Origin of the sequence: Paenibacillus xerothermodurans, assembly GCF_002220865.2 — a bacterium.
GTDB lineage: Bacteria > Bacillota > Bacilli > Paenibacillales > NBRC-103111 > Paenibacillus_S > Paenibacillus_S xerothermodurans.
In genome coordinates, this window is the sequence record NZ_NHRJ02000004.1 from 123580 (window position 1) to 147014 (window position 23435).

At 51.7% G+C, this 23435-nt stretch carries 27 protein-coding genes; 11 read left to right on the forward strand and 16 right to left on the reverse strand.

Features of this window, described 5'->3' with window-relative positions:
• Window positions 1-31 precede the first annotated feature (31 nt).
• Window positions 32-1249 carry an MFS transporter gene (locus tag CBW46_RS09915; protein ID WP_089199849.1) on the forward strand — a complete coding sequence of 406 codons (1218 nt, stop codon included), beginning with the start codon at window positions 32-34 and terminating at the stop codon, window positions 1247-1249.
• A gap of 487 nt (window positions 1250-1736) precedes the next feature.
• Here CBW46_RS09915 and CBW46_RS09920 read toward each other — a convergent pair whose 3' ends face one another.
• Complete coding sequence (locus CBW46_RS09920) at window positions 1737-2372, reverse strand: O-methyltransferase (protein WP_089199850.1); 636 nt, start codon at window positions 2370-2372, stop codon at window positions 1737-1739.
• Window positions 2373-2861: 489 nt separating this feature from the next.
• Between CBW46_RS09920 and CBW46_RS09925 the strand changes: the two genes are divergently transcribed.
• Complete coding sequence (locus CBW46_RS09925; protein WP_089199851.1) at window positions 2862-4040, forward strand: THUMP domain-containing class I SAM-dependent RNA methyltransferase; 1179 nt, start codon at window positions 2862-2864, stop codon at window positions 4038-4040.
• Window positions 4041-4080: 40 nt separating this feature from the next.
• Here the strand turns inward: CBW46_RS09925 and CBW46_RS09930 are convergent, their stop codons facing one another.
• The 4 genes from CBW46_RS09930 to CBW46_RS09945 all read right to left on the reverse strand — a co-directional run bounded on the left by CBW46_RS09930 (window position 4081) and on the right by CBW46_RS09945 (window position 6319).
• Window positions 4081-4887, reverse strand: a complete 807-nt coding sequence (locus CBW46_RS09930) for a DUF2935 domain-containing protein (RefSeq protein ID WP_089199852.1) — start codon at window positions 4885-4887, stop codon at window positions 4081-4083.
• A gap of 139 nt (window positions 4888-5026) precedes the next feature.
• Window positions 5027-5347, reverse strand: coding sequence for a hypothetical protein (locus tag CBW46_RS09935; protein WP_243633256.1), 321 nt, complete (start codon window positions 5345-5347; stop codon window positions 5027-5029).
• A 369-nt stretch (window positions 5348-5716) separates the two neighbouring features.
• Entirely contained in the window at window positions 5717-5938 is a 222-nt protein-coding gene (locus tag CBW46_RS09940) for a YuzB family protein (RefSeq protein WP_089199854.1), read from the reverse strand.
• A 78-nt stretch (window positions 5939-6016) separates the two neighbouring features.
• Entirely contained in the window at window positions 6017-6319 is a 303-nt protein-coding gene (locus CBW46_RS09945; protein WP_089199855.1) for a heme biosynthesis protein HemY, read from the reverse strand.
• Window positions 6320-6556: 237 nt separating this feature from the next.
• Here CBW46_RS09945 and CBW46_RS09950 point away from each other — a divergent pair, with 237 nt between their 5' ends.
• The 3 genes from CBW46_RS09950 (at window position 6557) to ytvI (ending at window position 8668) form a co-directional block, all read left to right on the forward strand.
• Complete coding sequence (locus CBW46_RS09950) at window positions 6557-7006, forward strand: LysR substrate-binding domain-containing protein (RefSeq protein WP_165842258.1); 450 nt, start codon at window positions 6557-6559, stop codon at window positions 7004-7006.
• A 181-nt stretch (window positions 7007-7187) separates the two neighbouring features.
• The gene (locus CBW46_RS09955; RefSeq protein ID WP_089199857.1) at window positions 7188-7559 is read left to right on the forward strand and encodes a winged helix-turn-helix transcriptional regulator; all 372 of its coding nucleotides are present in this window, start codon (window positions 7188-7190) and stop codon (window positions 7557-7559) included.
• Window positions 7560-7588: 29 nt separating this feature from the next.
• Window positions 7589-8668 carry a sporulation integral membrane protein YtvI gene (gene ytvI / locus CBW46_RS09960; RefSeq protein ID WP_089199858.1) on the forward strand — a complete coding sequence of 360 codons (1080 nt, stop codon included), beginning with the start codon at window positions 7589-7591 and terminating at the stop codon, window positions 8666-8668.
• Between the two features lie 156 nt (window positions 8669-8824).
• Here ytvI and CBW46_RS09965 read toward each other — a convergent pair whose 3' ends face one another.
• The 5 genes from CBW46_RS09965 to CBW46_RS09985 form a co-directional block, all read right to left on the reverse strand.
• A complete protein-coding gene (locus CBW46_RS09965) occupies window positions 8825-9061 on the reverse strand; it encodes a hypothetical protein (protein WP_089199859.1) in 237 nt (78 codons plus the stop codon).
• 97 nt (window positions 9062-9158) lie between these two features.
• A complete protein-coding gene (locus tag CBW46_RS09970) occupies window positions 9159-10361 on the reverse strand; it encodes a M14 family zinc carboxypeptidase (protein WP_089200024.1) in 1203 nt (400 codons plus the stop codon).
• Between the two features lie 171 nt (window positions 10362-10532).
• Window positions 10533-11342: a glutamate racemase gene (racE, locus tag CBW46_RS09975; protein WP_089199860.1), complete on the reverse strand. Its 810-nt coding sequence runs from the start codon at window positions 11340-11342 to the stop codon at window positions 10533-10535.
• 461 nt (window positions 11343-11803) lie between these two features.
• The gene (gene melA / locus CBW46_RS09980) at window positions 11804-13102 is read right to left on the reverse strand and encodes an alpha-glucosidase/alpha-galactosidase (protein WP_089199861.1); all 1299 of its coding nucleotides are present in this window, start codon (window positions 13100-13102) and stop codon (window positions 11804-11806) included.
• A gap of 129 nt (window positions 13103-13231) precedes the next feature.
• Window positions 13232-13669: a hypothetical protein gene (locus CBW46_RS09985; protein WP_089199862.1), complete on the reverse strand. Its 438-nt coding sequence runs from the start codon at window positions 13667-13669 to the stop codon at window positions 13232-13234.
• Window positions 13670-13869: 200 nt separating this feature from the next.
• Between CBW46_RS09985 and CBW46_RS09990 the strand changes: the two genes are divergently transcribed.
• From CBW46_RS09990 to CBW46_RS10010, 5 genes are all read left to right on the forward strand, one after another.
• Window positions 13870-14529 (forward strand): helix-turn-helix domain-containing protein, encoded by a 660-nt coding sequence (locus CBW46_RS09990; protein ID WP_089199863.1) that lies wholly within the window; start codon window positions 13870-13872, stop codon window positions 14527-14529.
• A gap of 88 nt (window positions 14530-14617) precedes the next feature.
• Entirely contained in the window at window positions 14618-14962 is a 345-nt protein-coding gene (locus tag CBW46_RS09995) for a hypothetical protein (RefSeq protein WP_089199864.1), read from the forward strand.
• 249 nt (window positions 14963-15211) lie between these two features.
• Window positions 15212-15883, forward strand: coding sequence for a hypothetical protein (locus CBW46_RS10000; protein ID WP_089199865.1), 672 nt, complete (start codon window positions 15212-15214; stop codon window positions 15881-15883).
• Complete coding sequence (locus tag CBW46_RS10005; RefSeq protein ID WP_089199866.1) at window positions 15880-16428, forward strand: accessory gene regulator B family protein; 549 nt, start codon at window positions 15880-15882, stop codon at window positions 16426-16428. The genes CBW46_RS10000 and CBW46_RS10005 overlap by 4 nt, the downstream gene beginning before the upstream one ends.
• Window positions 16429-16433: 5 nt before the next feature.
• The gene (locus tag CBW46_RS10010; protein ID WP_089199867.1) at window positions 16434-16556 is read left to right on the forward strand and encodes an AgrD family cyclic lactone autoinducer peptide; all 123 of its coding nucleotides are present in this window, start codon (window positions 16434-16436) and stop codon (window positions 16554-16556) included.
• 287 nt (window positions 16557-16843) lie between these two features.
• On the opposite strand, the gene CBW46_RS10015 is transcribed toward CBW46_RS10010, so the two are convergent.
• The 3 genes from CBW46_RS10015 to mnmH all read right to left on the reverse strand — a co-directional run bounded on the left by CBW46_RS10015 (window position 16844) and on the right by mnmH (window position 18917).
• Complete coding sequence (locus CBW46_RS10015) at window positions 16844-17221, reverse strand: YtxH domain-containing protein (protein WP_089199868.1); 378 nt, start codon at window positions 17219-17221, stop codon at window positions 16844-16846.
• Between the two features lie 23 nt (window positions 17222-17244).
• Complete coding sequence (locus tag CBW46_RS10020) at window positions 17245-17697, reverse strand: DUF948 domain-containing protein (protein ID WP_089199869.1); 453 nt, start codon at window positions 17695-17697, stop codon at window positions 17245-17247.
• A 164-nt stretch (window positions 17698-17861) separates the two neighbouring features.
• A complete protein-coding gene (mnmH, locus tag CBW46_RS10025; RefSeq protein ID WP_089199870.1) occupies window positions 17862-18917 on the reverse strand; it encodes a tRNA 2-selenouridine(34) synthase MnmH in 1056 nt (351 codons plus the stop codon).
• Window positions 18918-20011: 1094 nt separating this feature from the next.
• On the opposite strand from mnmH, the gene CBW46_RS10040 reads away from it, so the two are divergent.
• The gene (locus CBW46_RS10040; protein WP_089199871.1) at window positions 20012-20647 is read left to right on the forward strand and encodes a bifunctional 4-hydroxy-2-oxoglutarate aldolase/2-dehydro-3-deoxy-phosphogluconate aldolase; all 636 of its coding nucleotides are present in this window, start codon (window positions 20012-20014) and stop codon (window positions 20645-20647) included.
• A gap of 514 nt (window positions 20648-21161) precedes the next feature.
• Here CBW46_RS10040 and CBW46_RS10045 read toward each other — a convergent pair.
• The 3 genes from CBW46_RS10045 to thiD form a co-directional block, all read right to left on the reverse strand.
• A complete protein-coding gene (locus CBW46_RS10045; RefSeq protein WP_089199872.1) occupies window positions 21162-21791 on the reverse strand; it encodes a helix-turn-helix transcriptional regulator in 630 nt (209 codons plus the stop codon).
• Window positions 21792-21971: 180 nt separating this feature from the next.
• Window positions 21972-22409 carry a DUF86 domain-containing protein gene (locus CBW46_RS10050; protein ID WP_089199873.1) on the reverse strand — a complete coding sequence of 146 codons (438 nt, stop codon included), beginning with the start codon at window positions 22407-22409 and terminating at the stop codon, window positions 21972-21974.
• A 113-nt stretch (window positions 22410-22522) separates the two neighbouring features.
• Window positions 22523-23371 (reverse strand): bifunctional hydroxymethylpyrimidine kinase/phosphomethylpyrimidine kinase, encoded by an 849-nt coding sequence (gene thiD / locus CBW46_RS10055; protein WP_089199874.1) that lies wholly within the window; start codon window positions 23369-23371, stop codon window positions 22523-22525.
• Window positions 23372-23435: the final 64 nt, after the last annotated feature.

Consider the following 23435-nt stretch of genomic DNA (forward strand, 5'->3'; position numbering starts at 1 on the left):
CATGTTTTCAGCAGGAAACGAGGAGAGGGCTTTGGTTCGTTGGCGCATTAATCTTACCGTATTATGGATCGGGCAATTTCTCGTGATGAGCGGAATGACGATGATCACTCCTTTTCTGCCCTTGTACATACAAGACATGGGCGTGACAGATCCTCACGAGGTTGCGGTCTGGGCTGGATTGATTTTCGCGGGAAACTTCGTGACATCTTTTATATTTCAACCTATTTGGGGCGGACTCGCAGACCGATACGGCCGGAAAGTGATGCTGCTCCGATCAGGCTTTGGTATGGCTGTGGTTATGACATTAATGGGGTTCGCGGCGAGCCCCTCCCACCTGCTTATGCTGCGGGTTCTGAACGGGGTGATCTCGGGATTTATGCCTGCGGCCGTGGCTTTGTTATCCACCACAACGCCCAGGGATAAGATCGGGTTTGCCATGGGGACACTCCAGTCGGGAGGTGTTGCAGGTTCGATTCTCGGGCCGTTCATCGGAGGACTGTTGGCAGAATGGATCGGCTTTCGGCCCATCTTTTACATTACCGGCGGCCTGCTGTTCTGCGCCTCGCTTGTGGCCTTGTTTTTGGTGAAGGAGAATTTCGATCCCGCCATGGCCAAGAAACAACCGAAGATATCGATATTAGAAAGCTTCAACGTACTGAAACAGGCCAAAGAACTCCCTTCATTGTACGCTGTAACTTTTATCATTCAATTCTCAATGCTAAGCTCCATGCCGCTCATACCTCTGTTCGTGCAGGAGCTGCACGGGCCCGGGAACATGTTGGCTTTCTATGCGGGGTTGGTTGGCTCCGTCACAGGGTTCTCCAATATGCTGGCATCGCCGCTGCTTGGCCGATGGAGCGATCGGATTGGGCCGGAGAAGATATTGGCCGTTTGCCTAATCGGGGCCGCCTTGTCTTTCATCCCCCAGGCATTGGTGACCAACATTTGGCAGCTGTTTGCCTCCAGATTCATGCTTGGCGTATTCATGGGCGGCATGCTACCGTGTGTGCAAACACTAATCCGCAGGTATACCCCCAATGGTATGGAGAGCCGCGCGTACAGCTTTAACGCCAGTGCTCTAAGCTTAGGGAATATGATGGGGCCGATTATCGGCGGCGCGGTGTCAGGCTGGCTCAGCATCCGGGGACTTTTTATTATGTCAACGGTTATGATGCTCGCGAACGCGCTGTGGGTGCGACAAACGCTGTTCCATGGCCGCGCGTCGGACAAGACTGAGATACAGAGCTAACATGCAGGCTCCATGAATGGCACCTGCATGCAAGGACCATGCATATCCGGCTTCTGTGGCAGCTGCGCGCAGGCCGCCATGTACGCAGAGGCGGCGCTGCCGCGGGAGAGCCGGATGGCAGCTTGACTCGGGCGGGCTGTGGAACGCTGTGGCACTGGCTGTAGCTGGTCATCGAGCCGGACCGATCGTCAAATCGGGAGGCTGCCTCAGCGCGACCGAGGCCGTGACCGAGCAGATGGCGGCTGCCTCGGGAGAGCCGCGGCGCGGAACGGTGCGTCGGTGCTCGGGACGGCGTGAGGCTGGGTCTCGGGCCGTCGATCACCGCGGCACGATACCACCGTTCCGCTGCGTGACTCTTAACTCTACAGTGCCCATACAAGCCGGCGCAACTCTTCACTGTACACGTGCCCATACACGCCGGTACAACTCTCACTTTACAGTGCCCATACAAGCCGGCCTGCTCGGCGCATGCATAGGCATCAGGTGTTCACAACACTCTAGCGATTGCCAGCCCGTCGTACGCCGGTAGAATTACGCCCTCCAGCCTGGGATCATTCACGATGCGATCGTTAAAAAGACGCATTTGGGTCACAGAGTTGCCCTGTCGGCTTGGATCAACAGTCCTCCCCCGCATTAAAGTGTTATCCCCTAATATGATCGCGCCCGAATTGGCCAGCTTGATCGCCCACTCCAAATAATTCGGATAATTGCCTTTGTCCGCATCGATGAAAAACAGATCAAACTTCTGCCCTTCCCTTTCCAACTGTGCAAGACTATCCAACGCTTCACCAATCCGATACTCTACCTTATCGCCGAGGCCTGCTTCACGGAGATGCTGTTGCGCCACATCAGCGTATTCCTGCTTGAGTTCTAATGAAATGAGCTTGCCGCCGCCGCTAAGTCCCCTTGCCAAACAAATACCGCTGTAGCCACCGAGTGCGCCAATCTCAAGAATGCTTTTCGCACCAGTTATTTTGGCGAGCATTGTCAGCAGCTTGCCATAGCCCGCAGCTATGGAAATCTCGGGCATGCCCTTCGCCCTGATAGCTTCCTTCACCTTCCCCAGCATTTCGTCCTCGGCTAGCAGTGACTCCACGTACTGCTCTGCATTTAACTCAGTCATAACGCAATCCCCCTCATATTCATTTGTATCCACCAATAGATTTGCTTATAATATCAGAATGGTTCTACGTTCTGATATGTCAGGCATGCTTACCTTTGCACCGCGGCCGCTCATCATCGAATGGCCTTGATCTATGTTTGCTATAATATCAGAATGACTCACGTTCTGTATGTCAGGCAAACTACCTTTACATCGCGCAGCTCCATGGGCCGCTTGTGAAGTGCAGCTATCTGGTCGAGTGAACGTGATTTAGCGATTCTCTTTTAGCTTATTGTATGGCTTTCACATTAAGACTTCAACCACGAGGTCCACCGGACAAGCCAGCAGCGGCCGCAATCAGAATGGCCTCACGGCACTAGCCAACATGCGCTGCCTATGATACATACACCGCCATAGTGTGCGGCGCCAAAGGCGCTAGACGCAGGGAACACAGACAATAAACATGGTGAGCTATGCTGGCACCAATATAGATACGGGAGTGAGACACCGATGGAACAACTGACTTTAATCGCGACATGCCCGATGGGTTTAGAGGCCGTCCTGGCAAGAGAGATTCGAGATCTCGGTTACGACACGACGGTAGAAAACGGACGGGTCACGTTCGTCGGGGACAAATTGGCAATCTGCCGGGCGAACTTGTGGCTGCGCACAGCGGATCGCATACTAATTCGAATGGGGCAGTTTGAAGCCCGCACCTTTGACGAACTGTTCGAAGGCACCAGGGCGCTTCCTTGGTCCGACTGGATCGCTGAGGACGGTGAATTTCCCGCTGAGGGCCGCTCGCACAAGTCCCAGTTGTCCAGTGTGCCCGCATGCCAGGGAATCGTGAAAAAAGCCGTGGTGGAACACATGAAAGAACGATACCACACCGAATGGTTCAAAGAAACCGGGGCACGGTATGTCATGGAAGTGGCACTGCTGAACGACATCGCCACTTTGACGCTGGACACGACCGGCGTAGGCTTGCATAAGCGGGGCTACCGGAAGCTCGTGACGGAAGCGCCGCTCAAGGAAACCATGGCTGCAGCGATGGTACTGCTCAGCCGGTGGCGGGCGGACCGCCCGCTGTACGACCCGTTCTGCGGGTCGGGCACCATCCCGATCGAGGCTGCCATGATCGGGTGGAACATCGCGCCGGGGCTGCGGCGGACGTTCGCCGCCGAGGCGTGGCACTCCGTGCCGGAGGCACTGTGGACCCAGGCACGGGAAGAGGCTTACGATCTCGTGCGGGACGACGTGCCGCTCGAGATCGTAGGCTCCGACATCGATAGCGAAGCAATCGATGTGGCTGTGGCCGCGGCCAAGGCGGCCGGGCTGGCGAAGGAGCTCAGCCTTCAGGTGCTGCCGGTGGCGAAGGCCCGGCCGCGGGGCGACTACGGCTATGTAATCACGAACCCGCCGTACGGGGAGCGCCTAGGTGATCGTGGTGAAGTCGAAAAGCTTCTGCGGCAGTTGGGCGGCATGACCTCTCAGCTGCCAACCTGGTCCGCTTTTATCTTGAGTCCGAGCAAACAGCTCGAGCATTACATGGGCCGCCCCGCCAACAAGAAACGCAAACTATTCAACGGCCGCATCGAGTGTCAGCTGTACCAGTACTTTGCTCCAGGCGGTCTATTTGCTAAGGAACGAAACAAACGAGCTGAACAACAAACAAGCCCTGACCGTTAAACGCAGGGCTTTTGCTTTGCGATCGGGTCCGTCCGCCGTGTCATCCGTCCGTCCGCGGCTTAGTGGGATCACAATTCGGCGGCTTAATTTCCGAGACCTGGGCAAGTTTCGTCAAATAATAGCATTCCTCACGTGCCATGTGATCCGCCATCAAAGGCGATAGCACCGCCAGCACTTCCTTAGTTAGCGCGAGCGACTCCAACTCTCGGAGAAACTGCTTGAACAGCGCCATTTCCAGTTCAACCTCTTCGTTGAAACGAGATAGGGCTGGAAATTTGCTCAAGTTGGTCCGCATATAGCCGGCCAGTTCCACAGCCTTCAAATAGTAATCCTGAAAATGCTGCTCAAACGTTCGACTCATGTCCATCAATCTTTTTTCCGTCATATCCAAATTCCCGGTAATGGCGGCGGCATGGCCCGTCGCATCTGCCAGCCACACAAGATGATGGTGGATTTCGTCAAACACCGGCACGGGTTCGCCTGCTTGCAGGAAAGCCAATATGCGTAAGTATTCCTCGACCTCGTTCACCATGTGATTTACGAAGGTAGGAGTCAGCAGAAAACCTATTTTGCCGGTCAGCTGCCGTTCCAGCAAATGCAGCTTAAAAGCTCTAATCTCTTGCGCACGTTGAAATGCCGCTTGCGTGATCTCCTTCAACTGGGCAGGTGCTACCTCCCGGCGAGACTGTTCCAATAACTGGTCCATGGACCGAATAAAACAGTCAGCCCGCATAATTTCTTCACCTTCGTGTAGCGACAAGGCGTTTTTGATGAACCGGGCATGATCTCCCAGCACCTGCAACCAAAAACGATGTTCATATAATGCGGCTGCGATGTAGCTATGCATATCTTATCAAACCTCCCGAGCGTTTTGGCGAGAACCGGCTTCGTCGCGAACTAGGCATTTGTCTAGTTGCCTTCTCGATATGCATGATATGCGCATCCGCCCATTTCGGTGCCACTGCGGTCGAGGTCGTGATTCAAGTCTAAGCTAAATGTTTGGACTCAGTGCGGCAAATTAAATAATGGTATAAGCTCAAAAACATATCATTTTCGTTTCCGCAGCGCAGGGAGAGCTTGACTTGCCCATGCCAGTAAAACGTAACCAGATGACTGCTTTTCCCCATCACCATCTCTACGTCCCAACAATCATTATGTAATTCAAACATTTCCTTGTTAATGAATAGCTTAGGCCCTTCATTCGACAAATGAATGCCGATGATATCATTGCCCACTTTTGTGTAAAACCCTTCTCTCTTCATCATCTGCGATCCCTCGCTCAACATTGTTCCATTCACCTTCCTCATAAAAAAAGCCCCCGCATCCGGCTGGAGTCCGCGAGCGTACTGGGCGTCACAGTTGCTTCGGCAGCTGGCTGGCAAGATGATTCTGTCATCCGAAGCCCCTTGTATTTTAAAGTCGCAAGCTTTTTACCTGTTTGCCATTGTCTACTTGTCAATAGCCGACAGTCAAAATCTGTAATCTGCTGTAGATTACTGTAATTAAAATATTTTCCGACAACTTTAGCATATAAGATAGGCTAAAAGGAATGCATCTATCCTACTACCTAATTTGCCTCGACTAAGTAGGTATTTTGACCTATTTTTCTAATGCTTCCTGTTCCGAACCAACAAAAAAAGAGGCTTTCGCCTCTTTGTGCTGAATGCGGATATACCTTACTTAACATATTTCTTGGCCTTCCCTATCGCTTCATCTTCGGTAGCACCGGTCACATAGCGGCCGTTAATAAATATAAAGGCAAACCGCGAGCATGGTCCGCAATAAGACTTACAGCCTACCTTAATCGCAGCGTCGGGAGCCAGTTGTTGCAGCTTCGGCACCGCTGTTTTCATCCTCATATGCTTACACTTGTCACAGACGCGAATGTCGTTCGCCATGTCTTACAAATCCTTTCCTGCCCCATGACACGCCGGCACGGCGGCTCAGCGGCGCTGGCCGACCGTGGTTAAACCTTTTTAATGATCGCCGTGGTTTCCTTTAGACGGATTGGTTACCGCGAAGCCTTCTTCCGGCGTATAAAAGTAATCGATACGAATGCCGTCAAGCAAAGGCTCGTCCTTCTTCAGGATGACATCTATGTTTTTATCGGTGCTGACAACCACATCATCTTCTGTCGGCGTATCCAGACTCATACCATAATGGGCATGATCGCCGTGACTGTGTGTGATGTAAACACGAAGTTTCAATTCTTTGTTCTCTTCTTTTTCTAATTCGGCGAGCAGCACTTTGGCCGCGTTGCGTGAAATTTTTGCATTCATTAATCGGCATCTCCAATGGCGTATAGTTTTCTCTTTATTGTAAAGAAAGCCGAAGGGGAAATCAACCCGCCTAATACCGCACCACGGCTCTGCCATGTGTGGCCGACGGCCTGTTGTTTACCGAATTGCAGCACTTGGGTAAAAATACATACGCTTCCTGGTGTTACACATCGGAATAACAAGAAGCAGACGTGGTGTTTTGCACTACTACTTATGTAATAAGGTGGGATGAAGCAAATGAACTTGCACGCCTTGAAGTTTTTCTATGAAGCTGCCGGCCATCGGTTGGCAGGACAAACCGTGCCATTATCCGAACTGGTCAGGGAGCCGTTCATCGTCCGGGAAGAAGACAGCGCAACCAGAGAACAGCTCATTGCGTTGTGTCGGCTTCATCGCATCGATCCCCCCGAGGTCGGCCTTCAATTCAAGGGGTTCAATGAAACTGTCCGGGCCGTTACCGCCGGCTATGGCGTTAGCTTTTTGTCCGCTCTGGAAGTGGGTGATTATGTGCGACGGGGTGCAGTGGCTCGCGTCTATGTGGAAGGGGTACATGAGACAAACCCGATAGACTTGTTCCGAAGGTCGAATGAAGAGCTCAGTCCCGCAGCCTCACAGTTTCTGAACTTCGTAAAGTCACAGCTAAACAGTCGCCAGCGCCAGTATATCAGCAGTGCCGTAGTGCGTTAGTGGAACAGCGGGCAGCCGGTGCGCGTGCACGAGAGCAACATCATGCCTGTGCCCGGATGTCCTTGCTATTTTCGCTTTTCTTCTTTAGTATGGAAGCAGGGAAGTAAGCATTACATTATGGTGGGATTTATATCTAGTTACCTGTTTGTTATTAACTGTCATGGGAAGGATGAATTTCTAAATGTCTTTATTAGAAAGCGATACCAACAAAAAAGCCCTGATGGAAAACCAAAATTACGTGCCCAAACAGCCAACCCACATTGAATGCTCCATTGAGCGTACCCTGGATGTCATCGGCGGCAAATGGTCGTTTCTTGTGATCCGCGAACTGTTCAGCGGTACCAAACGTTTCGGTGAGCTGCAAAAGAGAATTAAGTCGATCAGCCCGAAATCCTTAACGGAAACGCTGCGCCATCTAGAGGACCAAGGTGTGCTCGAACGTACCGCTTATCCCACTGTCCCCGTAACTGTTGAATATACTCTAACGCCCAAAGGGGAAGATCTGCACCGGTTATTAAAAGAGATGAAGCTATGGTCCGCAAAGTGGACTTAACATTACCCCCCTGTTGACGAGGTGCTTGAATGATTGCGTTTTACAAGAAATATTGGAAAACCGTGTTTGATATTGCTCTTCTGATTCTTACCGTATATTTGTTCATGACGCTCTTCAGTTATTTGTACCGGATTGCGACTCCGATTTTTCTCGCCTTTGTCGTCTATCTCATCATCGAACCGTTAGCCCGTTTTCTGCATAAAAGAAGAATTTCAAAAAGTATAGCCTCTGCCATATCCATCATCGTATTTGTGCTTGTGCTGCTAGGCGCGATCACCGGAGCAGGTGCAATTCTCACCAGCCAGATTCTAAATTTAAGAGAGCGGCTGCCCGAATATGCCGCCATCCTGCAGAAGCAGCTCGCATCCAAAAATGACCTGCTGCATGATCGAATAGCGGCACTACCGGACGATCTGGTGCAGCGGATGGCCGAGTACGCTACACAGTTTGCGCAAAGGGCAACCGAGCTGGCCGGCCAATTTCTGACGGGAACGTTCACGATGTTGACCAGCTTTTCCGCCTTTCTCGTAAATTTTATAATAGCTATCATCTTGGCCTACTTTTTAAGCATAGAAATTGAGACTTGGAAACGAGCGGCTCGTGAACACACACCGAAAACGTTCAAGTCGGCTTTTATTTTTTTGAGGGAAAACGTGCTGCAAGGTATCGTGGGCTATCTAAAGGCCCAAGCTAAGCTCATCAGCTTGACCTTTGGAGTTGTGTTGGTCGCTCTGGTCGCGCTTGGCGTCAACAATGCATTCGCCGTTGCGCTGCTGGCGGCTCTACTCGATGTGCTCCCGCTGTTAGGCGTGGCCACCCTATTCGTGCCTTGGATCATTTATCTGTTTATCGTCGGCCAAACGACGTTAGCCATATGGCTGTCAGCTCTGCTGGCCGTCGTCGTTTTGGTTCGGCAAATTATGGAGCCAAAAATCACGGGGGATACGTTGGGGGTATCGGCCTTTACTATGCTGTCTTTCATGATTATTTCACTGTCACTTTTCGGGGTGGCTGGATTGATTTTATCTCCGGTGCTAATCATTACGATCAAAGCGCTGTACGAGCAAGGCCATTTGCAGCGTTGGATCCGTTGGCCTGAAGGAGAATGAACGAGTGTGGTAATTGAAATCCGGATCACCGGCACAAGTAAGACTGTAGCGAGTGTCGTGTGACAAATAAAAAAGCAGCCCCGTCCGGATTGCCGGAGGCGGGCTGCTTGCGCGTTTGTGTGATCCCTGTGCGCCTGTAATGCCTGTGATGCCTAACTACTTCTGCAAATATTTACGCTCAGCCCGCGTGGTAAAAAAATTCATAAGCAGCATGGTAAGAGCAATGTCATCGATCGGCATAAAGGGCATGACATCCGGCATGATGCAGTAAACCAGGGCGGGTATGGCGAAAAGCAGCTTTTCCCTAAGAGGGATTTTCTTAGACATTAGCAGCGGGCCGATACGGCGGAACACATGGCCCCAGTAACGGAACGAGATGAGTCGCTTCCACATAGACAGTTCCCCCTCGGTGCTCGGTAGTACAGCTTGGTAACAGCTAGGTATATAGTGACTTTCACACTAAGGCTCTAGTGTCACCCCTATTATACCTTTATATGACCAACGCTTCCAGCATGAGCCCTATGACGTCATCATAGGCTGACCGAAACTGTGACAACGGCAGTGGATTAACGCCAATCCCGGCTTCGACGGTAAAACCGGGTCTGCGAAATTGTAGAATAAACCAGTCCTTGTAGCCTGCATCACTGGCGTGCAATTTAATTGCCCGATATCGGCTGGCCTTAGCGAACCGTTTGGCGATCGACTCCGACGCCGGCGGCTCCATGTCGCGGTAGTTCCAGTATATCTCCTGGCCTTGCGTGTGAAACGCTATAACCATATCGAAATCATGCTCAGATGTGAAGTCAGCCATAGCCCTGGCTTCAGGCTCACTCAGCGCATGGGCGCCCGTGTAATCCCTAGGCCCCGGGCCATCTGCCGCCCGACGCTGCTTCTCTTCCTCCCAATACGCAGGAAACTGGTCGTTCAGATCCACACCTCTAATGTTGGCTTTCCACCCTGTGAAATCCAATGAACCGTGATTCCACCGAACCAATTGTTTATGCTGGACGGGGTCAGGTACTGCTCCCGTATGAACCAGCTCCACACCGTCGGGGTTAACCAGTGGGACGACCCACAGCGATGTTTGCGCGAACAGCTCAGTGACATTACGGCCGCGCAGCAGCTGGCGGTGATCATATGCATGAGCGTATTGTTCAATAAACTTCATCAGCAGCAAGGTAGTAATCCATTCATTCGCGTGAAAAGAACCGTTAAAATGCATGCGTTTGGGACCGCTGCCTAAGCGTATCGCGGGTATATCCCGGCCCAGCACGCTTTGCCCGATGGTTTTGACTTGAAGAAATGGATATTTAGTGCGGAGACAACGAATGTCCTCCATCAATTCGACATACCCGTATTCCCTTTTTGTGTCAACAATCTCGGCGCCGTCACCGGCAGGCAGCTTTATGGTTTGGCCGACACATGGCGATAAAGGATCCACACCAGGATTTGCCGCGGTCAGGCAGCCGGGCGAAATCTGTAGACGCCACGCTATGTCAGGTAGTGTATCCCCCGCTTGGATAACGTAGCCGGCTTCCGGATGCAGTGGAATCTGTATGATCTGTCCGGGGTAAATATAAGCATGCTCACGCAGCCTCGGATTACAACAGAACAGTGCGGACGTGCTTACACCGTACCGGCGGGCAATTCGAAACCATGTGTCATTGTGCTGCGTGACGTACGAAAAAGTCATCGCTTCCAGCCCCTTTGTGCAGCTGCTGCAATCCATGCGGCAGCCTTGGTAGCTTATATGTATGCGGCGTATCATTACTTTCATGCCCCTCAGCCATTCAGCCTGCTGAGGCTTACCCTGAAAATAAATAACGACCCGTTGCTGTTTAGCCGACGGATCGTTCGGTTGGAATTAGCTGATATGAGGCACCTGCCACACGACCGGTGTCACTTTGATCTCTTCATTTAACCATTCCTGTGCAATTTTTTTGAATATCCATGGATCGCCGCTGCAAAAGAATTGATGTACCTGCATCGAGTTGGTGGTCGCAAGCAATCCTTTGTGATACAGGACGGTGCTGATCTCACGAGCCGTTTCGTCCGCAGAGCTGATCAGGTTTACTTTCGGACCCATAACCTCGGCGATCGTATCACGCAAGAAAGGGTAATGCGTGCAGCCGAGTATCAAGCAATCCATCGGTATTTGCTGAAATTGCCGCAGTGATTGCGCAACCGCAGCGTGGGCTTCCGGCGTGTGAAACAATCCTTTTTCCACTAGAGGTACAAACGCCGGGCAAGCTTGACTGACAACTTCTATATGAGGGGTGATCTGTCGCAGTGCGAGCTCGTAGGCGCCGCTTTTAATCGTGCCCTCTGTTCCGATCACGCCAATCCTGCCGCTTCTTGTATTTTTGATCGCCGCTCTGGCCCCAGGATGAATCACTCCCACGACAGGGATGGTGAGCCTGGATCGAATTTCTTCTAGAGCAACGGCCGTCGCTGTGTTACAGGCGATCACTACCATTTTGGGCTGAAATTGCAATAAATAACTGACGATTTGATGTGTAAATCTTATAACTTCATCCGGCTCTCTTGGACCATAAGGGGTACGCGCCGTATCACCGAAATACATAATTTTTTCCAGTGGTAGCTGCCTCATCACTTCTTTCGCTACGGTGAGCCCGCCTACTCCGGAATCCAGTATGGCTATCGCTTGCTGCACAAGTATTCGCTTCCTTTGTCTATGAATTGATGTAACCCTGCTGCTCGACAGATGAACCTCTATTAGATTATGTTGGTAGATAAGGAAAGGTACCCATAATAGGCACGTGTGCCGCATCGTCCCATCATATCAGAGGGAGCAGTCTGTTGTCATGTCCGTGTTCGTCCAAAGAAAACTAGCTCACGCTGATTTGCCAGCTAATGCAAGGGCGGTTGTCTCGCAATCTTGTAGTTCTTTTCGTGATCGGGAATCTGTCCGCCCGCCACATCAGCCATTGCACCTGCAACGGTCGCCAGACACGCGACAGCATGCAGCTCGTCCAATGGAACAAATTCGCCCCGATGCCGGGGCGAATTGATGTTCGTACATATTTTAGCAAACACAGTGTGTTCTTGGCAACAGCGAAGCCGTGGATCGGCTGGCCGCTGCAATCCAGGGTCGATTGCAATCACGCCCCGAGGCTACTCAAACTTAGGCAGCCAATCCCCATGAGCCTCTATCAAATCGTCGCACAACGCAACAATTTCATCGATAGACAGCTCGGCCGCCGTATGCGGATCAAGCAGCGCAGCATGATAAATATGTTCCTTCTTCCGGGTGATGGCCGCCTCCAAGGTTAACAGCTGGGTGTTGATGTTAGTCCGGTTGAGCGCGGCCAGCTGTGGCGGCAGATCGCCCACGTGAGTCGGCGTGACACCGCTGGAATCTACCAGGCAGGGCACCTCGACACACGCTTCACGCGGCAGATTGGTAATTAGACCAGTGTTCATCACATTCCCGCCGATTTTGAAAGGGCTGTTCGTCTCCATCGCCTCAAACATAAAGGAAGCGTATTCATGAGAGCGCTCGTGTTCCAAATTCTTGTTATTAACCAGCTCTTCACGCATCGTCGTCCATTTCTCAATCTGGCGTACGCAGCGCCGTGGATACTCATCCAACGGAATATTGAATCGATCGATCAGCTCGGGATAATTTCTTTTGATGAAGTAAGGATGGTATTCAGCATTGTGCTCGGAGGACTCGGTGACATAGTAGCCGAAGCGGAACATCATTTCATAGCGGACCATGTCTTTATGCTGTTCCTTTTGTTTTTCACGGGCGCGGCGCTTAATTTCCGGGTACAAGTCTACGCCGTCCTTTGTCACTTCGAGCAGCCAGGCCATGTGATTGATGCCGGCGATTTTGGTCTGGACACCCTCTGTGTCAAGATCCAATGCTTTAAACAGTGACGGCATACAGCCCTGGACGCTGTGGCACAAACCTACCGTTTTCACGCCTCCGTGGGTGATCATCGCATTGGTTAACACAGCCATCGGGTTCGTGTAGTTGAGGAACCACGCGTCCGGACAAACCTCATTAATATCCTGGGCGAACTCTAGCATAACGGGCACGGTGCGCAGATTGCGGAAAATGCCGCCGATCCCAAGCGTGTCAGCGATGGTTTGACGCAGTCCATATTTTTTGGGAATCTCAAAGTCTGTGATGGTGCATGGATCATAGCCGCCTACTTGAATCGCATTGACTACGTATTTGGCATCACGGAGCGCCTCCTTGCGGTTTGTATACGCTTTAATTTTGCAGGTGCTTCCTGTTGAATTCTTCAAGTTGTTCAGCATATTGGCCGAATCGTTCAGCCGCTCCAGATTGATATCGAACAATGCCAGCTCAAATCCTTGCAGCGCCGGCGTGAGCATGCAGTCCCCCAGCACATTTTTCGCGAAAACCGTGCTGCCCGCCCCTAAGAAAGCGATTTTTGACATATGTACAACCTCCCAATCGAAGATTCAACCACAATCAGATTATACTTCATTGCAGGTCCACTTCATACTCCTAAATGCAAAAAAACCTGGCGGCGGCCAAGTCAGTGCGCCTGGAATTGCGTGAAGGGGTTATCTGCGTTTTCTGCCGTGCTTCAACAAAGCCATTCTTCTCGAATGGCGCAGCCACGAATAATACGCTTTCAAATCGCGCAGCTGTATGTCTTGCGAGAGCTTGCCGAGAAAAGTAACGACAATCATCTTGTGCAAAGGATTGCCTGCAATATCCGTTTCATTCTCCATTGATAGAAACTCAACGACAGTTACGATGTCCTGATTCACGAGATAAACATCTTTCTCATTCTCATAGTAGGGCTGGATAGACCCGTGTTTCAACGCATCCCACATGAACGAGCAAATCTGCTCAACCCCGCCGTTCCCGCTTCCCACGCGCTCATCCCACCGGGACAAGGCATGACTGGTGATAACGATATCCGCAATCTTGTAGCCGTTAAATTCTATGTAAAAGGGCTCATAAGTGCTCCACCTGTTCATGGTTTTATCTTTCATGCATATGACCCCCTTTCCTGTTGCTCACTGCCCCTGCTAACAATGTAGTATTTATACTACATATCGTCAAGAACTACTTTTAATATATCAACTATTTTTTAGAATTGTCGCTCAGCCCGCAGCAGTACTGCGTATTAGCGCTACTGTTTCTTTTGCGGCAGTTGTCCTTTACAATGGTTTAGAAAGAGGTGAGAAAATAAATGGGTCAGCCTATCGCTGAATTCGGTAAATTTCTGGAAGGTTTAAGAGGTGCGATGTCGTTAAGAGAAGCGGCTAAAAAGAGCGGTCTTTCGCATGCTTACATCAGGGATCTGGAATTGGAAAAAAACCGCTCCACAAACGAGAGAATCACACCTTCGCCGGACACTTTGAAAAAACTGTCCGCCGCTTATGATTACCCATACACGGAACTGATGATCAAAGCAGGCCATCTAGTGGAGCAAGATATTTCAACAGGCGAGGCTGCCAACGTGGATATTGATCTGTCAGCGGTGTTGTACATAGAGATCGGCATGAAAGAAATAACATATTTCAATCGAAATGATAAGCTGAGGAAAAGCATCGCATCCCTGCGGCATTTTAGCCTTTTCTTAGACATGTTGGACGAGCATCAATTCAAAAAAGTGGACACAGCCATCTACGTTAATTTCCGCCAGATCAGAAAATATGATGAACGAGGCGGCAAGTTGTATTTTGACACCGAAGGCCGCAGTGTGTCCGTGACGATGTCCGCGCTGCGCCAGCGCAAATACCACGATCTGATTCAGCGATCGGTTGCGAACAACAACAACACAAGCTTAGAGTTTTCATTCGACAAGCATGGTCATCTGCAATCGAGCTTCTCACCTACCGATAAATAAGCTGCGCATGGACAGCGGCCGTATGCGCAGCGTCCGACCGGCTATGTTGATTATCGGTTGGATGTGCGCATCGGTGGGTGAAATAAATATGTTCGATATTCCGCGTGAAGGCTGCTCACTGCATCAGGGAGATGATTTGTTGCTCGATCGCGCTCTCATAAGCTTCCATTATACTGCAAGCGTCCAATCTGATCGTGCTGATATCCGTAGTCCAGCCGCTTTGCTTTTTTATTGCAATTTCGAAAGCGGACTACATTCCCCAGGCTTTGTTTGTGATGGGCATGGATATACTGCTCATCTTCCTTCTGGAAAATTCAGGCTGGGCTTCATCTTCATCACCCCGCAAAAAAACAATGCAGCCATGATCCCGTTGCAGCTAGCGATGGCAGTTTTCTTCGCTGCCACTTCAATTGCCGTACCAGCGTTGCCATAGTGTATGAGACTACGCTTCTGTTTGCGGTATTAAATCGTTCATATATTGGAGAAAAAACGCGCAAGAACGGTCACACCCCAAAACATTACAAGAAAGCGTTTCCTTTCGACTAATTTCCACTTGTTAACTTTCCCATACTATATTAAACTAAACTTAAATTCTACTTAAATTATCATCATGTTTTGCATGCAATCACGATTGATTGATACATCATTAGAACATGGACCATTCGCACAGAGGAGCTATTTGATGTATATTTTGTTGCGTATTATTTTCACCGCAGCTGAGTTTTTCGGTATGCTGTTGCTCAGTCTGTCGACGTTCAGAATTTATTTCCGGTATTCGCTGCACAAAGTTGCACTTATAGCTGTGGTTATGGCCTCAACATCCGTCTACATCAGAGATACACTCGATCTAGTCAGTTATTCGCTCCTGCCAGTTATCACTACCGAAGTAATACTGATCACTGTGCTGTTCGGATTGCCGTTGATTTTCTCATTTTTGATAAGTATCATCGGAATGCTCGCGACAGCGATGTTTGAGACTTTGGTCCTAGCGATAGGCTCGTACTTTCATTTGTTTACGCAGGACACTATGAAAACATCTTTGACTCAGTTTATCGTCCATGAGCTAATTAACACTGCTACTCTGCTGTTGGTCACCTACCCGATTCAAAAGTACAAGCTTGGTTTCCACACAACCAGCAATGATGCTTTAAAAGCATATAACTTCTGGCTGGCAGCGATTTTAGTTATTGCAATCTTCGGTATTCAAATAAGTATTGTTTCTTTCAGAGGTTCGACGGTGCACATACTGCTTCCCATAGCTCTATGCGGTATTTTGTTAATTGGCGTGTACTTGGCGTACCAACATAACCGAAAATTGTGGAAAAACCGGCGAGAGAGGTTGTCTAAACGATGAATTTCATTGATCATTCGGCGAAATCCATTGCTAAAAGTATTCGCAGCCATCACTCCGAGGCCGGCTCGGAAGTAGCCCTGACATACGCCCTGAGCCTTCTAATTAATACTCTGACAGCTATTGTTGCAGCGCTTATCGTATGTTCGATCGCCGGGCACTTCGTGCCTTGTGTGATAGGTATGTTCTCGTTTATTTTGCTTCGCTTTGTCTCAGGCGGCATGCACATGTCTTCGTCGCTCTCATGCTGCGTACTTACAGCCTCGATTTTTATATTTACGGGTTTTATGACCTTTGATTATTCCGTGACATTCATGGTGCTAGATGCTATCTCTATGATCATACTACTGATAACCGCACCAAATGACATACAGAATGTGAGCAGCATCGATACGAAATATTATCCGTTACTAAAACTTGCTGCTTTGCTGATTGTGGCAAGCAACTTCTACGTGCAATCGACCGTCTTAACTGCCGCGTTTATTTCACAGGCATTCCTCACGACACCGATCGCTTACACCATCCGTGATACTATTGAAGGGAGGTGAAATATATGAAAAAGAAGCTTGCCATTATGGCTAACAGCGTATTGATGGGTTTGGCCGCCGCATTTGTCACTACTAACTCCATCGTTGGACACCGCCCAGAAACTCCTCAAGAACTGCTCAAGAAGTAACCTACATCATGATGCCTGGCTGCCAAGCAGTGCTTGGCAGCCGTCCCGTTTTTACGGCCGAAGTGGGTCCAGCGCACTAAATCCAGCTCCCCCCAAGCAACGTACTTCTCCTGTACAGCCGCACAGGCTTTACGTATCATACTATGTCTATGCCCTCCTCTCGGTTTATTGCAAGGGCTCGACCCGAGTGAGATAGACCCATCCAACTGGTAATCAATTGCATATATTCAAAAAGGCATCCGAGCCCTGCTGGTTAGCGCAGGGCTCGGATGGTTTTACTCTTTTCGTTAGGATTGCTGATCTTCTTTTTCGACGATTGTCGCAGCGACCGGTGCCTCCCCATGCTCTTCCGCCGCGGCTCTCCCATTCTTCCATGCCAATGCGGTTACCCGCGCCTTCTCCTTCCAACCGTATGTCTGCCGGGAGATGGTTTCAGCAGCCTGCTGCGTTTTCTCACTGATGACACCTGCGATTTTTTTCGACCGTTCGGTCACGCTGCCCGCCACCTCCTGTGTCTTCTCCGACACCGTGTGCGCCCGTGCAGCGATGTCCGCGCGCAGCTCACGGCCGGATTTAGGCGCCAAAAGCAGCGCGGCGACCGCCCCTAACACCGTGCCTACCACGGCTCCAACCAACAGATCCTTGCCTTTTTTGTCCGATCTCATAGTATCCTCTCCTTTATGGTTGTTCATTCATCTTTGGCAGCTGCTTTGGAGGATTTTTGCGCTTGCCAGCGGTGCCACAGCTGCATGCCCGTGGTGGTCAGATCAATGATTTCACGGATCGTCTCCTGTCGGCTGTGCAGCGAATTGCGAGCACCGAGCACAGTATCTGTCAACGTATGTGATACGAGCTCAACCGACTTTGAAAAGCGGCCCGCCGCCTCCCCGGTTTGATCCATGGCCTGGAAGAACGCTTCGGTGCGCTGAATGCGATTTTGCACGTCCCCGAGCAACTGCTGTGTGATAACAGCCAGCTGCCTCGATTCCTCCGCGGTCTGCTCCACTTTCATCTGCATATGCTGTAGCGTTTTGACGGTCTCCTGCACGGCATGCCTGGCTGCCAGCACCGCTGGAATCACCACAGCGATCAAAATGATAATTGCGAGACACGCGGCGCAGATACCAATTTGCCAAAACATATTCGCTCCCACCTCCCATTTTCAGCAACCGCCCTAGACGAATGCCTATGGAATACTACAGTATAGATACGCACACCATGTTTTGACACTCGGAACCAACATTTTTTTGTGAAAATAGTAAAAAACCCGCAGCTGCTCTAGCCACGGGTTGTAAAATCGACTATTTATGCTTGGTTTGCTTGGCGCTGGGACATCAGTGCTGTCAAGCGGCCTGCGATCTTCTCTGCGGCTTCATCCGGATCAGACGCCGAAATACGTTCCGGTACGGCCTCATACTGTTCGCCGGCATGCTCATAGCGAGGATCATAGTAATGCTCCAACAGAAGTGCTACACCCTCAGCGAAATCATCCTTCAGGAAATGCTGTCCGATCTGTGCAGCCACCGGCGTATGGAGCCGCCTGCGAAGGCGCTGAAACGCTTCTATGCATTCCTCTTTGTGACTCATCGGATCGTAATCCTCAATGATATGGCGGACACGCTGTTCCAAAGGAATATCAAGGAACAACTGAATTCCGCGTTCCTTTGCCTCCACTAAAAATTCAGGCATGACCACTTTGCCGATCCGTTTGCTTTCCGCTTCCATCACCAAAAAAGGCGCTTCACGGAAGCGGAGCAGCTCTTGCAGCAGCAATGCCTCGAATGTTTTTTGATTGTTGGGCTTAACGCCTATGTGACCGAAAATCGACCCCCGGTGCCCGGCGAGCTGCTCTATGTCAAGGACGGGAAAGCCTTTCTGCGCCAGCTTATGGAGCACAGCGGTTTTGCCCGCGCCGGTCAATCCATGGATCACCACCATTTGAGATTTCAGCTCAAAATTACGCAGCGTTTCGACCACCCAACTGCGGTATTGACGAATACCGCCGGTGATCCGGTATACCCGGATGCCCATGAGTGAAAGCAGTGTGGCGGCCGTTCTACTACGCATTCCCCCCCGCCAGCAGAAAACCGCTTTACGTTGGTCAATCTCTTGGAATCGTTTGATAAACGCGGGGAGCTTGGCAGACACGATTTCGAGCCCCCTCTGCTTGGCCGCTTCAACGCTCTCTTGCTTATAGATTGTTCCTATTTCGGCGCGCTCCGCATCATTAAACAGCGGAATGTTGACGCTGCCGGGAATCGTGAAGTCGTTATATTCACTGGATGAGCGCACGTCTATCAACACTAACTCGCGTTTGCGCTGCTGCTCCAGAAGTTCTTCCACTGTGATGTCTTGAAACACTGTATCTCGCTCCCTTTCGGATGTGTGCGCATTCGATGCGCTGGCCGGGTGCCCGCTTGGATGACGGGTGGTGCCGGCACCGGCGAGTTGACCAGCTGCGCGCGCCTCGGCAGGCGGTGCTGGCACAGTGCCGCGGCACCGAGCAGGCTGAGGCGCAGGCGGCCCGACTGCGGCGCCTAGGCCAGGCGTGCTGGCACGGTGCCGCGGCACCGAGCGGGCTACGGCACAGGCGGCCCGGCTGTGGCGCTTGCAGGCGGTGCTGGCACGGCGGTGCTGGCACAGTGCCGCGGCACCGAGCGGGCTACGGCACAGGCGGACCGGCTGTGGCGCTTGCAGGCGGTGCTGGCACGGCGGTGCTGGGCGCATAACGTGGCGCGCGGCGGCGGAGGCTGACAGCCAGTCCACGACGCTGATATAGGCCTGGATGATCGGCGACCACATCGTTGATGATGGCAGCGTCAACGCCTGCTTGGCGCAAGCGCCCAAGCAGGTCGTCCGCTTCGCGGCTGCCACCGAGTTGAGCAGCCCGTCCGACGTCACCGCGTCGCACAAAATCCATTGATCCAGCGGATCAATGGTCGGCGCGAACGTGACGGTACCTTGCAGGTGCGCAAAGTTGTTCTTGGTGCCGCCTGGTACGAAGCCTGCTTCCGCAAGCTCGCGGCCGCGCGACAGCACCGGCACCGACGTCTCGCCGATGCGCACCCCTACACCGCTGGCCTTGGGCGTCGCGGCACGCGGCCAAGCGACCGAAGCCAGTGACGTCCGTGCAGTAGCGCACTTCAAACGCCTCCAACACTTCGGCCGCGGTTTTATTCAGCATGGTCATTACTTATGTGACCCGTTTGATTTCGCCTCACTCAAGCCGTCCTTCTTCATCAAAGTGTTGTGATAATACCGACGCCGATCAGCTTCGTAAGATCAGCTGCTCACCCGCCGGAGCACCGCCATTTGCCTTTGGCTTTGCCCGGATGGATAACGTGCATAGCTATTTTTTCGCGAAAAATGTTGTCTACATAGAGACTACCATAGTTTCAATTCAATGAAAAGAATGCCATAATGGATGTATATTTTGGGGATGAGGTGGATGAAATATGAAACGGGATGAAGGATTGCGCTGCATTCAAGATACACGCATCATCGCCATCTTGCGCGGGGTGGAGCAGCAGCATGTTGCCGCTGTGGCGCAAGCCCTGTTGGACGGCGGAGTTCGGGCAATGGAGATCACTCTGAATACACCAGGAGCACCGGAAATGATCGCTCAGCTTCAGGAGCAGTTTGGACAGAAAATGTACATAGGAGCCGGTACCGTCCTCGACTTGGAAGATGCGAAGAAAGCGTTAGATGCCGGTGCTGCCTATCTAGTTACCCCGAATATGGATGAGGAAGTGATCCGGTACGCGGTGCAAAATGACGTGCCCATCTTTCCCGGGGCAATGACGCCCACAGAGATCGTCAAAGCTTGGAAGGCAGGGGCTACCGCGGTGAAAATATTCCCCGGCGCCAGTCTCGGCATCAGCTATCTGAAGGAGCTGCAGGGACCGCTGAACCATATACCGATGGTTGCCGTGGGCGGAGTAAACGAGGATAACATCGCTCAATTCATCCAAGCTGGCTGTTACGGTGTCGGCATCGGCGGCTCATTAGTTAATTTGAAGGAAATTACAGCCGGCAATTACCTTTGGGTCCAAGAGAAAGCAGCCCGGCTAATCGCCAATATACCACGTTAAAATCCATTCCGATAGCCTATGGCTAAGGCCGTACGGCACGCTGCACGTGAGTGTCACGGCATAACCGCAGAGCCGCAGGTGCACAGCGTCACGGCGGTGGCTTTTTGCGGCTAGGAGGCCACCGGCAAGGCGGCAGCAACGCTGGCGTAGAAGGAGAGCGGCGTCGCTTTAGCTGTGGCGGGGACGACGGCGAGGACCGTGGCTTTAACTCGCAAGGCGGCGCACGCGCGGTCAGGGCCGTGACTGAGCTCTTCCACGGGGCATGCGATAAGGGCCATGTTGACAACACTTCGACCGGGCACGCGAGGACCGTGGCTTTAGCTGGGCGACAGGCATGCACGGTGAGACGACGTGGCTTGAGTTCCGCGGCCGGCGCCGCACGCCTAGCCCTGCCACACATGAATAAAACTTGTTGACCACCGCAGTTACGAATCAGCTAGCCGGCTGAGCCTCCCGCCAGGTGTCGATACAAATACGAAAAAACCATCTCCGCAGCCGACAAGCGTGGGATGGTTCAGTTATTTCGAATCGTGTAGGAACATTTGCTTCCGCCTTTAGCCAAGCACTCGGTGCGCTCGACATCGGCGTTGAGCAGTTTTTGAAACATTTTTAATTCACAATTGCAGGCATATTTGTACTGATTCGCTACCTTCGTAATGGGGCAATTGTGCTCATCTATCACGTACCGGTCGCCTTCCTCGCTTTTCCATTCAACCATATATCCATTGGCATTCTGAATCTCCGCGAGAATTTTGACACGTTCCGATAATTGTTGGCCATCCATTTGCTGCTGATAACGTTCAATCAAACGTTCCTTGCGCCGTTCAAACAGGCGTTCAACCTGCTCCTCGCCTGCCTCCTCAATCAATTCGGCCAGCAGGTCCAATGCGAGGTGCTTATATTTCTTGGGAAATAAATCATCCGCCTGTTCCGTCAATGAATACAATTTCGTTGGTCGGCCCATCGCCTGCCGAACCAATCTCGCTTGGATGAGACCATCGCGCTCCAGCGTGTTCAAATGCCTCCGCACAGCCATTTCTGTTACACCAAGCTGTTCAGCCATGTCGCTGACCGCGAGGGAACCTTGCGTCTTGAGCATGGTCAATATGACTTTTCGTGTGGATATATCCATATCCTGGTTCATCCGGTCTTTCTCCGCCTCCCGATTAATTCCCTACCGCCGCCGTATCTAGCGGAAAGTAATACTGACATTGTATACGAAATTCGACACTAAGTAAATTAGTATACTAAAATGTATCGAAAATCCCATTCTCGGAAAAACCACGGCAATGTCAGTGAGATTTCTTCGGCTGGAGATTGGGGCTCACACCATTTCTCGCTGGATGAAGGCGGGCACTGCCTCCGCAAACGCTGCCAATGCAGCGGGCAGTTCTAAAATCAAAGGGTGCATCGTGTTCCGAGGATAATCTGCATACTCCTGGACAAGCGGTCGTCGCATCTGCACCAATCGTCGAAGAATGTCGCCTGTCGTCGCATCGAATACCCGCTCTCCTCGCAGTATGTCGATGATATCCTCGTAACTGCTGGCGTCCCGCATCATGAAGGCATCAATCAATAGGCTTCCGATATCGGTCACCGTCTCGATTGCCAGATGGAGCGTGCGCTCCTGTGCCAAGTGGTGCACGAGCCGGTCAGCCGGCGATAACGTTTCCCACGTGGCTGACAGCCGCTCGCAAGCGGAAGCTAATGTTGGGATGAACCGCAGCCGCAGCCCGATTTGCTCTTCATTTACATAGTACATGGGCTTATCTCCGTTTCTTTTTTCTCCATTTGGACCATACAACAATAGCCGGAAAACTGAGGATCAGTAGTACGATCAACAGCACGGCCTGCATTAAATATTCGTAACTCATATTACACCGGCTCCTCCGTAGGCTCGCCGCGGTCTTCGGATGCATATCTGGAGTATGCCCAATGGTTGGTCGGACCGTGGCCGCCTCCTATGCCCAACTCGTGCCGGATAGCCAGCGTAATGAATCGTTTGGCTGTCTGGACCGCTGCCAACAGTGTGCAGCCTTTGGCCAACTCGGCGGTGACTGCGGCTGAGAACGTGCAGCCTGTACCATGCGTATGCCGGGTTTGGTAGCGCTCGGCGGTCAGCAGATGATATTGCTCCCCGTCGAACAGTACATCGGTGGGCGCATCGGCGCTGTGCCCGCCTTTCACCACCGCCGCCCCGGCTCCATACTGTTGCACAATGCGCACTGCGGCCTCCTTCATATCCTCCAAGGTGGTGATGCGCATTCCTGTGATCACTTCAGCCTCTGGGATGTTCGGGGTCACTAACGCGGCCAACGGCAGCAGCCGATCTCTAAGCGCCGATTGCGCGCTCGCCGCCAACAGGGTGGCCCCGCCCTTGGCCACCATCACCGGATCGACGACCAGCTTGCCCAGCTTATGCTTGCCGATCAAATCCGCGACCAAGTCGATCACTTCCGGCTGAGACAGCATGCCCGTTTTTAACGCGTCTACACCGATGTCCTCCACTACCGCCTCGATCTGCCGGGCGATCCCCTCGACAGGAATATCGTAGATACCGCTTACACCTAATGTGTTTTGCGCTGTGACCGCTGTAATTGCAGACATGCCGAACACGTCAAGCATCTGAAATGTTTTTAGATCCGCCTGTATGCCGGCTCCGCCGCCGCTGTCCGAGCCAGCTATAGTTAACGCCTTATATACTGATAGCTCTGCCTGTGCCATATGGTTTCTCCCCCCGAAACTCGTCCGTTTTACAATCTTCTTCATCCAGTGTATCGGTCCCTTT

Coding starts and splice junctions, on each gene's coding strand:
- CBW46_RS09920 (WP_089199850.1), bottom strand. CDS start 2,372: ATGACTGAGTTAAATGCAGAGCAGTACGTGGAGTCACTGCTAGCCGAG.
- CBW46_RS09925 (WP_089199851.1), top strand. CDS start 2,862: ATGGAACAACTGACTTTAATCGCGACATGCCCGATGGGTTTAGAGGCC.
- CBW46_RS09930 (WP_089199852.1), bottom strand. CDS start 4,887: ATGCATAGCTACATCGCAGCCGCATTATATGAACATCGTTTTTGGTTG.
- CBW46_RS09935 (WP_243633256.1), bottom strand. CDS start 5,347: ATGAGGAAGGTGAATGGAACAATGTTGAGCGAGGGATCGCAGATGATG.
- CBW46_RS09940 (WP_089199854.1), bottom strand. CDS start 5,938: ATGGCGAACGACATTCGCGTCTGTGACAAGTGTAAGCATATGAGGATG.
- CBW46_RS09945 (WP_089199855.1), bottom strand. CDS start 6,319: ATGAATGCAAAAATTTCACGCAACGCGGCCAAAGTGCTGCTCGCCGAA.
- CBW46_RS09950 (WP_165842258.1), top strand. CDS start 6,557: ATGAACTTGCACGCCTTGAAGTTTTTCTATGAAGCTGCCGGCCATCGG.
- CBW46_RS09955 (WP_089199857.1), top strand. CDS start 7,188: ATGTCTTTATTAGAAAGCGATACCAACAAAAAAGCCCTGATGGAAAAC.
- ytvI (WP_089199858.1), top strand. CDS start 7,589: ATGATTGCGTTTTACAAGAAATATTGGAAAACCGTGTTTGATATTGCT.
- CBW46_RS09965 (WP_089199859.1), bottom strand. CDS start 9,061: ATGTGGAAGCGACTCATCTCGTTCCGTTACTGGGGCCATGTGTTCCGC.
- CBW46_RS09970 (WP_089200024.1), bottom strand. CDS start 10,361: ATGACTTTTTCGTACGTCACGCAGCACAATGACACATGGTTTCGAATT.
- melA (WP_089199861.1), bottom strand. CDS start 13,102: ATGTCAAAAATCGCTTTCTTAGGGGCGGGCAGCACGGTTTTCGCGAAA.
- CBW46_RS09985 (WP_089199862.1), bottom strand. CDS start 13,669: ATGAAAGATAAAACCATGAACAGGTGGAGCACTTATGAGCCCTTTTAC.
- CBW46_RS09990 (WP_089199863.1), top strand. CDS start 13,870: ATGGGTCAGCCTATCGCTGAATTCGGTAAATTTCTGGAAGGTTTAAGA.
- CBW46_RS09995 (WP_089199864.1), top strand. CDS start 14,618: ATGTTCGATATTCCGCGTGAAGGCTGCTCACTGCATCAGGGAGATGAT.
- CBW46_RS10000 (WP_089199865.1), top strand. CDS start 15,212: ATGTATATTTTGTTGCGTATTATTTTCACCGCAGCTGAGTTTTTCGGT.
- CBW46_RS10005 (WP_089199866.1), top strand. CDS start 15,880: ATGAATTTCATTGATCATTCGGCGAAATCCATTGCTAAAAGTATTCGC.
- CBW46_RS10010 (WP_089199867.1), top strand. CDS start 16,434: ATGAAAAAGAAGCTTGCCATTATGGCTAACAGCGTATTGATGGGTTTG.
- CBW46_RS10015 (WP_089199868.1), bottom strand. CDS start 17,221: ATGAGATCGGACAAAAAAGGCAAGGATCTGTTGGTTGGAGCCGTGGTA.
- CBW46_RS10020 (WP_089199869.1), bottom strand. CDS start 17,697: ATGTTTTGGCAAATTGGTATCTGCGCCGCGTGTCTCGCAATTATCATT.
- CBW46_RS10040 (WP_089199871.1), top strand. CDS start 20,012: ATGAAACGGGATGAAGGATTGCGCTGCATTCAAGATACACGCATCATC.
- CBW46_RS10045 (WP_089199872.1), bottom strand. CDS start 21,791: ATGAACCAGGATATGGATATATCCACACGAAAAGTCATATTGACCATG.
- CBW46_RS10050 (WP_089199873.1), bottom strand. CDS start 22,409: ATGTACTATGTAAATGAAGAGCAAATCGGGCTGCGGCTGCGGTTCATC.
- thiD (WP_089199874.1), bottom strand. CDS start 23,371: ATGGCACAGGCAGAGCTATCAGTATATAAGGCGTTAACTATAGCTGGC.